Origin of the sequence: Methylobacterium sp. J-067 (assembly GCF_022829465.1) — a bacterium.
Lineage (GTDB): Bacteria > Pseudomonadota > Alphaproteobacteria > Rhizobiales > Beijerinckiaceae > Methylobacterium > Methylobacterium litchii.
The window spans coordinates 17478-27572 of sequence record NZ_JAKSXZ010000042.1; the positions used below are offsets into that span (position 1 = coordinate 17478).

Here is a 10095-nt window from a genome sequence, read left to right on the forward strand (position 1 = left end):
TCAGAGCCTCGTGGCGTAGAGTGGTCCGGCCGCTGCGGCCACGGACCGGGATAGGATGCGGGTGGCGAGTTCACCCTGGACCCAGAGTGCCGCCGCATCGGCGGGTGGCCGCACCAGTCCCCCATCGGGGCGGGACAGGCCTTCCTGAAAAGCTGCGACGCCTGCGAGCCGGCTGTCGATCTCGCCGAGCCATCGCTCCGTAGCGGCCGGTTTGCCCCCGTCCGTCATGATCGCAATCCGGCACAGGGTGCGGGCGAGGGCGGTGGGTTGGAGGATGATGGCGCAGCCCTGACCCGTTTCGGAAAGCAGGACGAGGTTCGGAAAGTGGGTCTCGACGGCGATTGACGGTGCGCCGGTCGGGCCGCAACGGGCGAGGGACGCCAGCACAAGTTTCCAGTTCGCGTCGATCTCGATGCGGTGGAACGTCGGCGTTGCGTCCCCCAAGACGGCAGGCAGCGGTTCCGGGCCGTCCGGCGCGGGATCGAGCCGCGCCAGGATCACAGGACCCGCCTCCGCGACAGCAACCGGCAGGAGCCGCTCGGGCCGCAGGCCGAGATACTGGTGCATGGCGGGCGTCGGTTGTCCGTCCGGCCCAGCCTGTAGGGAATCGCCGTCGCGGCTATAGCCGCAGGCCGTGAACGAGCACCGGGTCTGCGTACCCGTTCGGCATTGGAGCGGCACCGCCCGGCATCCGCCGTGCTGTGCCTTGTTGAACCGCCCGACTACCGTCCCGTCCGGCTCGCGCTGGACATGGATGCCGTGGTGCCCGGCGCTGAACGGCAGCAGGTCGCCGGGTCCGGGGATGTCGGCCGGGAAGCCGACGGCGATCCAGCCCCGTGTCCAGACCGCATCATCCTCCAGATCCGCGAAGGCGAGCGACCTGTAGGCGAGGGCCGGAAGCAGGCAGGGCGTGTCGGGATCTACGGCGTAGAAGGCCGGATCGGCAAGGTCCCACCCTTCGGCGGCATGGCCGAGATCGGGCCGGTCGGCGACATAGCCGGCGGACGGAAGGGAGAGGGCGGCGGGCGCGGACGTCTGGGTCATCGCGCGGTCCTTGTGGGAGACGTCGACCGAGGGCGCGGGTGAGGTTTGGACGGGAGGCGAGCTTTGGCGGCACGCCTCCCGTCCGCACTCCGCCCCAGGGGAATGGGGTGGAGATCGGGAGCGGAGACGCTCAGGCCGGCAGGGGCTCGCCCCGCTCCTTGCGGCTGCGGTGCTCTATCGGGGTTGGGTCGTAATCGGCCCGGCCGCGATGCTTGATCGCCTCGGCGGGCGGGGCGGGCAGGGGGCCGTCCATCGCGAAGCGGTCGAGCACGTTCTTCACGAGCCGCGAGATGTTGTTGTCGCAGTTGTTCCACGGCAGGGAGCCGCAGAACGCGATCGAGGAGAAGGCGAAGCAGGCACCGCCGTTAGGGGTCTCGTGGAAGGCGATATCGCCGCGCACGCGCGGATGGGTCGTCCCGTCGAGGCCCTGCTGATTGAAGCCGAAATCCTCCATGACGAGGAGGTAGGCCTCCGTGTGCCGCCCGGCCGAGGTGGCGACAGCCAATGTGTGCGGCGGCGATCCGAGCATCGTGTCGACGATGTCGAGTTCGAGGCCCGCAGCGCCACCGCCGACGAGGCCGAAATTGCCGAGCTTCTCGTCGTAGCCGATGCCCTCGAAGGCCCAGGCGACGCGGGGGTCGAGGCTGTCGGGGGTGCGCGAGAAGTAGCTCGACACGTCGAACCCCTCCGACGACATCCCGACGCCGGCCACCGAATGGAGGTAGCGCCCACGGAAACGCCACATCCCGCCGAGTTCGCCCGTACCCTGGTGGTAGTATTCGCCGGGATCGGCCCGCCACGTGCGGATGCCAGATTCGCAGCGGCGCATCTCGGTTACGACGCCCCGGCCCTTGTCCTCGTAGGCCGGGTGGAAGGAATGCACCCAGTACCACGCGTCCGCGCCCATATACATCAGGCGTCCGCCACGCTGGGTGTAGTTGTGCAGGGCGTCGAGTTGCGGGCCGGAATTGTGCTCGGGATGCGAGCCGGTGATGATGACGTTGTAATTCTCGATCCGCGCCAGCCCGTCGTAGGTGATGTCTTCGTCAGTGAAGACGTCGTACTCGTAGCCCATCGTCTCCAGCCAGTAGATCAGGTGGAGATCGGCCGGGTATTGCCACGGCGCCTGGGCGAGGAAGTGATCGTATTTCGGCCGGATCGAGAGGATCGGGCGGAGGCGGGACGAGATCGAGATGCCCGTGCCGTCGGTATGGGTGTCGTAGATCGAGCCGCCGTATTCCCGGTGCTCGGAGAGGAACATGTTCTGCTGCTGCATGATCGGCACGCGGTAGATGAACAGTTCCGCGCCACCCGCGTTGCAGGCCACGTGTTCGTTGGCATAGGCCATGTAGCTGATCGTCGGGACCATGACCGCGATCTTGGCCGTCTTCTGACCGATGCGCGGCACCACCCAGAACGGGATGAAATCCTCGGCCCCATCAGCGGTGGTAAGCTTGGCGGCGTAGAAGCGGCTCTTCACGCCCGTTTCCGGCACGGTCCAGGCGAAGTCGGAGGCCCACCGGGCATCGTCCACGTCGTCGTCGTGGAAGCTGATGGCGCCATATTCGTTCGGCGCGTGCTTCCAGTCGAAGTTCTGCCCGGACCAGTTGTAGCCGGTCATGCCACGGTTCGGACAGTTCACTAGGGTCGCGTCGAAGCGATAGGGTCCCTCGTCCTTGGCGTGAATGGTGTCGATGCCCTGAGAGAAGTTCCAGGCGGCGACGATGCATTCGGAGAGCTTGCCCGTGGGGCCGGAATTGCGCCGTTCCGTCAGGCCGGGCTGGGCGCCGGCCTTCATCATTTCGATCTCGGCGCGGGAGAGGGCACGGTTGCAGATGCGCGGGCTATCGATCTTGCCATTGTACTTGCCGGCAAAGATCACGCCGGCGGGTTTCGACGAGGCAGCCAGCGGGTCGCTGGGCGCCAAGGCCTCGACATAGGCGCCGAGGGCGACCGGAACGGGGGCGGGCGCCACCGCGACCTTGAGGCTGGCCGTGACCGGCGGGATCTCGGGGTCAAGGGCGTAGACCACCTGCGGCTCGTGGTAGAGCACCACGTCTCCGGTGGTTGCATCGAAGCTCGCCGCGCAGAAGTGCCAAGCATGGTCGCGGATCGGCACGCCGGTGGTGATCCGGTGCTCGTTGATGCGCAGTTCCAAGCACCCTTCGGCGTTGACGAACAGGCCGTAGCCGCAATCGCCCGACCATTTGGTGACGAGACCTTGGGCGCCGTGCTTCCAGTAGCGGGGATGGGTCTTCGGCGCTGTCGGCCAGATCCAGCATTGGAGCGTGAAGCTCTCGACATTGAACGGCCGGGCATCGGGGACGTAACCGTAGGATCCCCCGTGGATCACCTGCTTGCGGCCCGCATAGGTGCCGTTGACCGCAGCCTCCACCGGCCGGTCGATATATCCGGGCCCGCGCGGGTTGGTGTCACCGTTGATCATCTGAACGATCTCGACCTTGTACTCGGCCGGGCCGTCGCAATTCACGTAGAACTTGATCGTGTCGCCAGGATGTACACCGAACTTGTCGGCGTAGCCGGTCAGCCTCATCGTCGTCATGCGGCAATCCTCGAGCAATGCGCAGTCCCGCCGGGCGGGTCAGGGGGGCGGCCTTCGGGGTGGACGAGCCCTCAGGTGACCGGCCAGTTGTCGTCCCGGCGCTTCCAGCCCTCGTGGAAGTCCTCGGGGAAGCCGTAGCTGTCGGAGAGCTCTTCGAGGCGCATCAGGAAGACCGCGTGCTGGATCTCCTGCTCGTCCGTGTAGACGATCTCATCTACGAATTCCGGCGGGACACCACGGATGCCGGACAGGCGCGCGATCCGCCACTCGGCGTCGACCTTGGTGCAGATGACGATCAGCTTGCCCTTCGGGCTCTCGCCGCGCATCCGCAGCAACACCCGCTTCAGCACCGGGTCGGCATGGACGCCGCCGCCGATGATTGTCGTGTCCCCAGGCGTCCCGCACTGGAGGACCGAGTTGCCCGCAACCCCCTTCATCGAGTCCATGCAGGCCTTGTGCGTGTCGATCAGGCGTTGACGCTCGGGCGTCCCCTTCCTCGGAATCGGCTCCATTTCGGTGCTCCTGGGTGGCCGGGCCGCCGCGTCGCGGCCGCAAGACGTCGTTTCTCGATCCGATTGAACGGCGGGACAAGCAAGAGTTGCTGAGATGGCTTCGTTGCGATCCCTTGCCTAATCCGAAGATCGTGCAGATCGACAGACACGCCGATGCTGGAGAAGACCGGCGATTCTTCGAGAGTAGTTCAGACCTTCGTCCTTAATGAAGATTATTATTACTTTGGATCGCCCGTCAAGCACTAATTTCTTCTCGAGAAAAATTATTGAACAAAACGCCGATCAGATGGTCATGTGACGTTCAATCAACTCGTCGGTCATCTCGCCGATCGGACCGCGGGCGACGATCCGGCCATTCTCCATCATGAGGAACGCGTCGCCGAGCTTTCGGGCCACCTTGATGTGCTGCTCCGTCAGAATCAGCGTGATCCCGAGCTCTCGGTTAAGGCGCCGCAGCGTCTGCCCGATCTCGGCGACGATATTGGGTTGTATGCCCTCGGTCGGCTCGTCGAGGAGGAGGATGCGCGGGTTGGTCGCCAGCGCCCGGGCTATTGCGAGCTGTTGCTGCTGGCCGCCCGAGAGCAGGCCCGCCTTGCGGTGCAGGTTTTCCGCTAGATAGGGGAACAGGCTGAGGCACAGATCGGGAACGCCTCGGGCGCCGTCGCTGCGGGCGAAGGTGCCGAGGAGGATGTTTTCCTCGACGGTGAATTGCGGCAGGATCTGCCGTCCCTGCGGGATGTAGCCCAGGCCGTACTTGGCCCGCTTATGCGTCGGGGCACGCTCGATCGCCTCGCCCTCGACGCGGATCGCGCCGGAGGCGCGGTCGGTCAGGCCCATGATCGTGCGCAGGAGCGTCGTCTTGCCGACCCCATTGCGTCCGAGGACGCAGAGGCATTGCCCCTGGGGTAGGTCGAAGCCGACTTCCTTCAGGATCGGCGTCTTGCCGTAATACGAGGTGACCCGGTCGAGGGCGAGCAGCATCGCGAATTCTCCTCAGACCTCGGGCTCGCCGAGATAGACCTCGCGGACCCGAGCGTCGGCCTCGATCTCGCGCAGGGAGCCCTGGGCCAGGAAGCTGCCCATGTGCATCACCGTCACCACGTCGGCGATCTGCCGGACGAAACCCATGTCGTGTTCGACGACGATGAGGGTGTTGGTGCGCTTGAGCCGGTTGAGGATGCCGACCGTCTTCTCGATCTCGGCTTCGGTCATGCCCGCCACCGGCTCATCAAGAAGCATGATGGCCGGATCCTGCATGAGCACCATGCCGATCTCCAGCCACTGGGTTTCCCCGTGGGACAGCAGGCCCGCTTCCGTTCCGAGTCGATCCGCGAGGCCCGTAAGGTCGGTGACCTCTGCGAGGCGTGGTGCGAAGCCCGGCGGCTGCCGCCCGGCCATGTTGCGGAATGGGTTGGTCTGCCGGGAATAGGCGACTTCGAAGTTCTGACGCACGCTCAGATCCCGGAACACCGCCGGCACCTGGAACTTCCGCCCGATGCCGCGCTGGGCGATCTCATGTTCGCCGAGCCCGGTGATGTCGTCGCCCCGCAGGACGATCCGGCCCGAATCGGGCTTCTGCCGGCCGGTGATGAGGTCCATGGTCGTCGTCTTGCCCGCGCCGTTGGGGCCGACGAGACAGTTCAGCGTCAATTCCGTCAGGTCGAAGCTGAAGTCGTTGATGACCTTCGTCCCATTGAAACTCTTGCGCAGGTTGTGAATCTCGAGGACGCCCATCGCCCGCACTCCTATTCGCCGGCCGCAGGCAGGGCGGCCCCGTCGGCCCTGGCCCCGGTTCCGTCGCCCCGGCGGGGCCGGGCGAGGGCGCCGAGCGCCAGTTCCAGCAAGCCGGCGAGGCCCTTCGGCATCACCCGCACCACAACGATGAAGAAGGCGCCGAGCAGGAGCAGCCAGGTATTGAGGAACTGGTCACCGAGGTAGCTCTGGCCGCCCTGGATGAGGAAGGCACCGAGGATAGACCCGATCAGTGACAGCCGCCCGCCGATTCCGGCCCAGATGACCATAGTGATGCTGAAGTTGGTATCGAGCTGCGCGGGGGAGACGTACTGGACGAGCATGACCCAGGCGCAGCCCGCCAGCGCCGCGATGAAGCCGGAGATGGCGTAGATCACGGTCTCGTAGACGGCGACGTTGTAGCCGAGGAAGCGCACCCGCTCCGGGTCACCCCGCAAGGCCTGGACCACGAGGCCGAACTTGCTCTGGGTCAGCAGCTTCGTCCCCGCCGTGGCGAGGATTAGGAGCCCGCAGACGATCCAGTAGGCGGTCGGAGAATAGGGGTCGATCTGGGTCGAGAACACCGTGAGCGGCGAGGGCGGCGAGAGGCCGTTGGCGCCGTTGGTGTAGGGCTGCATGTCGAGGATCAGGGTGTACCACGCGCTCAGCATGGCAAGCGTCATGATGGCGATGAACGGCCCCGAGACCCGGGCCCTGAACATCAGGCTGCCGAAGACGACGTAGAACAGTGTCGGGATGACGAGCGCGAGCAGGATGCCGCCGCCGGTGCTCCAGAACGGCTCCCAGAAGGCCGGGAGATGGTCGAGGCTGTTGTTGAGCATGAAGGGCGGGATCGGGTTCGAGTCCGGATCCTGCGACTGCATCTGCATGGTCATGGCCATGCCGTAGGCGGCGAGCCCGAAGGCGATGCCCTGGCCGAGGTTGAGGATGCCCCCGAACCCCCAGCCGAGGCTGATCGACAGAGCGAGCAGCCCGTAGACCCCGTAGGTCGCGAACTGGTTCAGGAGAAACCCGTCCGAGACGAAGAGGGGCACGGCGGCGAGCGCCAGGAACACCGCCCCGTAGAGCAGCCACTGGGCTCGCTTGTCGTGGTAGAGGTTGCGCGTCATCCGGTATCCTCGGGTTCGGCGGTCCATCCTCGCTGAGCGCGCCCGTCAGCGCCGCGCCTTGGCCACGGCGAAGAGACCGCGGGGGCGGAAGCGGAGGAACACCACGATCAGCACGTAGAGAAGGAAGCGGGCGAAGGTGTCGTTGGAGAACAGGGCGAAGACCGATTGCAGCTCACCGGTGAGCCCTGCGGCGGCGACGCTGCCGACAAGGCTTCCGCCACCGACCACCACCACGAGGAAGGCCTGGACGACGTAGGCGGTGCCCATCGTCGGCAGGACGATGGCGAGCACCCCGAACAAGGAGCCGGCAAGCCCGGCCAGCCCCGCGCCGATGGCGAAGGTGATCATGTAGACCCGGTCGGCATCGATGCCGAAGGAGGCGGCCATCTCCTTGTTCTGCATCACCGCCCGGACCTGCATGCCGAAGCGCGTGCGGTAGAAGAGCCAGGCCGTTGCCGCGACCACGGCTGCGGTGATGGCGATGACCACGAGGCGGAACACCGACAGGCCGAACGGGCCGAAGGCGAGGTTGTCCTGGAAGATCTGCGGGACGGCGATGTATTTCGGGTCGCTGCCGAAGATCAGCCGCACGCCCTGCATCAGCACCAGTGAAACGCCCCAGGTGGCGAGCAGCGTATCGAGGGGGCGGTTGTAGAGGTAGCGGATCAAGCCCCGCTCGATCACGAGGCCGACCAGGGCAACGACGGCGAAGGACGCCGGCAGGCAGAGCAGGAAGGGCAGCCCGATCGAGCTCTGCAGAGCATAGGACGTGTAGGCCCCGACCATAATGAACTCGCCGTGGGCCATGTTGATGACGCCGACGGTGCCATAGATGATTGTCAGGCCCAGGGCCGCGATGAGCCAGATGCTGGCGATGCTGAGGCCCAGGATCAGGGCATTGATGAGGGGGACGGCATCGAGGAGGTGCAAGGGAACTCCCATGGTCCGGGGCGGGGCCAGCCACGCGAGGCCCGTGGGCCACGCGTCGCGATGAGGGATGGGCTCCTCGTCAGATCACGTTCTTCCGGGCCTTCCCGTCCGGAGCGACGAGGCCCGTGGCGGTGCATTTCCCGAGGTTCGGGTAGATTGAGTAGGGGTCCGGGGCGACCTGCTCCTTGGCCTCGGCGACGATCTTGAAGCTTCCGTCCGCCTGACATTGGCCGATCTTCGGCTTGAGCCATGTGTTAAAGTTGTCCGAATCGATCCAGATCAGGCCCTCGGGCGAGATGCTGTCATCGACCTTCACGCCGCCGCTCACGTCGCGGATCATGCGCGAGGTCACCTCCTCGATGTTGCCGGTCTTATTCAGCGCGGCCTCGAGCCCGGCCTTGAAGACGTAGGCCGAGAGGTACGTCTCCTCCATGTTGTAATGGGTGCTGCCGTTTTTGCCGTACTTGCTCTTGAGGAAGCTCTCGACGAACTTGTGGTTCGTCGGGTTGTCGAGGCTCTGGAAGTAGGGGGCCGAGAGGAAGTGCCCGGCGCCGAATTCCGCGCCCATGGCCTTGGTCTCGATCTCGCCGGTGGTCAGCGAGGCGATCGGCATCGCATCGACCTTGAAGCCCTCCTGCTTGAACTGCTTGTGGAAGGCGATGTCGGAGGCGCCGACGACGGTGGAGAAGATGAAGTTCGGCTTGGTGTCGCGGATCTTGCCGAGGACCGGCCCGAACTCCGAGCTGCCGAGGGGAATGTACTCCTCGCCCACCAGCTCCCCGCCGGCATTCTGGAGCCAGATCTTGGCGTTCTTGTTCGACTCCTTCGGCCAGACGTAGTTCGAGCCGACGAAGAAGACCTTCTTCCCGAAGTTCTTCACCATGTACGGGATCAGGTCCTTGGAGTGCTGGTTGGCCAGCGGACCGGTGCAGATGGTGTTCTGGGTGCATTCCGCACCCTCGTAGCAGGTCGGATAGTAGAGCAGGCTGTTCTGGGACATCACCACCGGCAGGATCGCCTTCCGGCTCGCCGAGGTGTAGCAGCCGAAGATCGCGATCACCTTCTCGCGGAGGATCAGCTCCTTGGCCTTCTCCGAGTAGACATTGAAGTCTGACTTGGCATCGATGATGACGGGCTGGATCTGATGCCCGGCGATGCCACCGTTCTTGTTGATCTCGTCGATGGCGTACTGCATCACGAGGGTGGAATCCTCCTCCGGCACGGCGAGCTGACCGGTGAGGGAGAACAGTAGGCCGACCTTGATCGGCTCGCCCTTTTTCAGGGTCGCGCCCCAGGCCTCGCGGGTGGTCGGCAACCACAGGTGCGGTGCAGCGACGGCGGCAGCGGCCATCGATGAGGTCCTCAATAGCCTGCGGCGCGTCAGATCCATTTTAGCGTCCTCGTGTTGCACTCGAAATTGCTCGGAGATGCATAAATTTTGCACAGCTGACGCTTTATTCGCCAAGCTGTCAAATAATTTTCTTCTCGCGAAACCTAGTCGCGGTGCGGCAAACTGGTCAAGCCGATTTTCGCTAAGGGAATAAAAATTTATCTCTAGGCCGTTTAAGCCGCCATCTAGCCCCTCAAACGGCCCCGCTGTGGCCAATCTGCCGCAGGGTGCGCTGCAGCGCCCGAGTTTAATTCAGAGCGCTAAAAGCCCTATTGACGCAGCTTTTTAACGAATGACACCTTTTGCGTAAGCCCGGAGATCCGCAAAAGAGCGACGGGCGGTTCGGGTGGAGCAGCGATGATTCCGCCCTTAGTCAGATGTGTGTTCGCGGCGGACGGCGTGGTCTCGCGCTCTCCTTCCACGACGGGGAACCATCCGGCTCGGGTCCTTTGGCAATTGTGTGGGTGGCTGGCCTCGACGCGTCGCGATGATGCGCGTCGAATCCCGAAGCCCGCATCGGCTTCCTGAGTGGTTCAAATGCATCGGACACTATTCGACGGGCCGTCGGCAACATGGCAGGCCCAGCCCCAGGCTTGCGCCGGGGCTTTACTTCTCGCGGCCATCCTCGTGTTCGCACCGGCCCCGGCGGGCGCCCAGACGGCGACGCCGGTCGAGACGCTGAACGATCAGACGCAGGCGCGCACCAACCCCGATCTCGCCGCCAAGGCGACGTCGCCGGTGCGGGTCGGGCCGCTGGCCCCCTGGGCCACGGAGATGGCGGCGGCCGGCTTCACC

Annotated in this window: 8 protein-coding genes; all 8 read right to left on the reverse strand. The window is 65.1% G+C overall.

The window, feature by feature from the left end:
- On the reverse strand, positions 1–1044 hold the full coding sequence (locus MKK52_RS03110) for a hypothetical protein (RefSeq protein WP_243952287.1): 1044 nt from the start codon (positions 1042–1044) through the stop codon (positions 1–3).
- Positions 1045–1174: 130 nt separating this feature from the next.
- The gene (locus MKK52_RS03115; protein ID WP_243952288.1) at positions 1175–3607 is read right to left on the reverse strand and encodes a LamG domain-containing protein; all 2433 of its coding nucleotides are present in this window, start codon (positions 3605–3607) and stop codon (positions 1175–1177) included.
- A gap of 71 nt (positions 3608–3678) precedes the next feature.
- Entirely contained in the window at positions 3679–4119 is a 441-nt protein-coding gene (locus tag MKK52_RS03120; protein ID WP_243952289.1) for a N,N-dimethylformamidase, small subunit, read from the reverse strand.
- A gap of 282 nt (positions 4120–4401) precedes the next feature.
- Positions 4402–5100 (reverse strand): urea ABC transporter ATP-binding subunit UrtE, encoded by a 699-nt coding sequence (gene urtE, locus MKK52_RS03125; RefSeq protein WP_243952290.1) that lies wholly within the window; start codon positions 5098–5100, stop codon positions 4402–4404.
- A gap of 12 nt (positions 5101–5112) precedes the next feature.
- A complete protein-coding gene (gene urtD, locus MKK52_RS03130) occupies positions 5113–5853 on the reverse strand; it encodes an urea ABC transporter ATP-binding protein UrtD (protein WP_243952291.1) in 741 nt (246 codons plus the stop codon).
- 11 nt (positions 5854–5864) lie between these two features.
- A complete protein-coding gene (gene urtC / locus MKK52_RS03135; RefSeq protein ID WP_243952292.1) occupies positions 5865–6980 on the reverse strand; it encodes an urea ABC transporter permease subunit UrtC in 1116 nt (371 codons plus the stop codon).
- A 45-nt stretch (positions 6981–7025) separates the two neighbouring features.
- The gene (gene urtB / locus MKK52_RS03140; protein WP_243952293.1) at positions 7026–7910 is read right to left on the reverse strand and encodes an urea ABC transporter permease subunit UrtB; all 885 of its coding nucleotides are present in this window, start codon (positions 7908–7910) and stop codon (positions 7026–7028) included.
- A 79-nt stretch (positions 7911–7989) separates the two neighbouring features.
- Positions 7990–9300 (reverse strand): transporter substrate-binding domain-containing protein, encoded by a 1311-nt coding sequence (locus MKK52_RS03145; protein WP_243952294.1) that lies wholly within the window; start codon positions 9298–9300, stop codon positions 7990–7992.
- Between the last annotated feature and the right edge of the window lie 795 nt (positions 9301–10095).

What these genes read in the sequence shown, in the direction of transcription:
- MKK52_RS03110 (WP_243952287.1), bottom strand. Translation starts at nt 1,044, where the DNA reads ATGACCCAGACGTCCGCGCCCGCCGCCCTCTCCCTTCCGTCCGCCGGC.
- MKK52_RS03115 (WP_243952288.1), bottom strand. Translation starts at nt 3,607, where the DNA reads ATGACGACGATGAGGCTGACCGGCTACGCCGACAAGTTCGGTGTACAT.
- MKK52_RS03120 (WP_243952289.1), bottom strand. Translation starts at nt 4,119, where the DNA reads ATGGAGCCGATTCCGAGGAAGGGGACGCCCGAGCGTCAACGCCTGATC.
- urtE (WP_243952290.1), bottom strand. Translation starts at nt 5,100, where the DNA reads ATGCTGCTCGCCCTCGACCGGGTCACCTCGTATTACGGCAAGACGCCG.
- urtD (WP_243952291.1), bottom strand. Translation starts at nt 5,853, where the DNA reads ATGGGCGTCCTCGAGATTCACAACCTGCGCAAGAGTTTCAATGGGACG.
- urtC (WP_243952292.1), bottom strand. Translation starts at nt 6,980, where the DNA reads ATGACGCGCAACCTCTACCACGACAAGCGAGCCCAGTGGCTGCTCTAC.
- MKK52_RS03145 (WP_243952294.1), bottom strand. Translation starts at nt 9,300, where the DNA reads ATGGATCTGACGCGCCGCAGGCTATTGAGGACCTCATCGATGGCCGCT.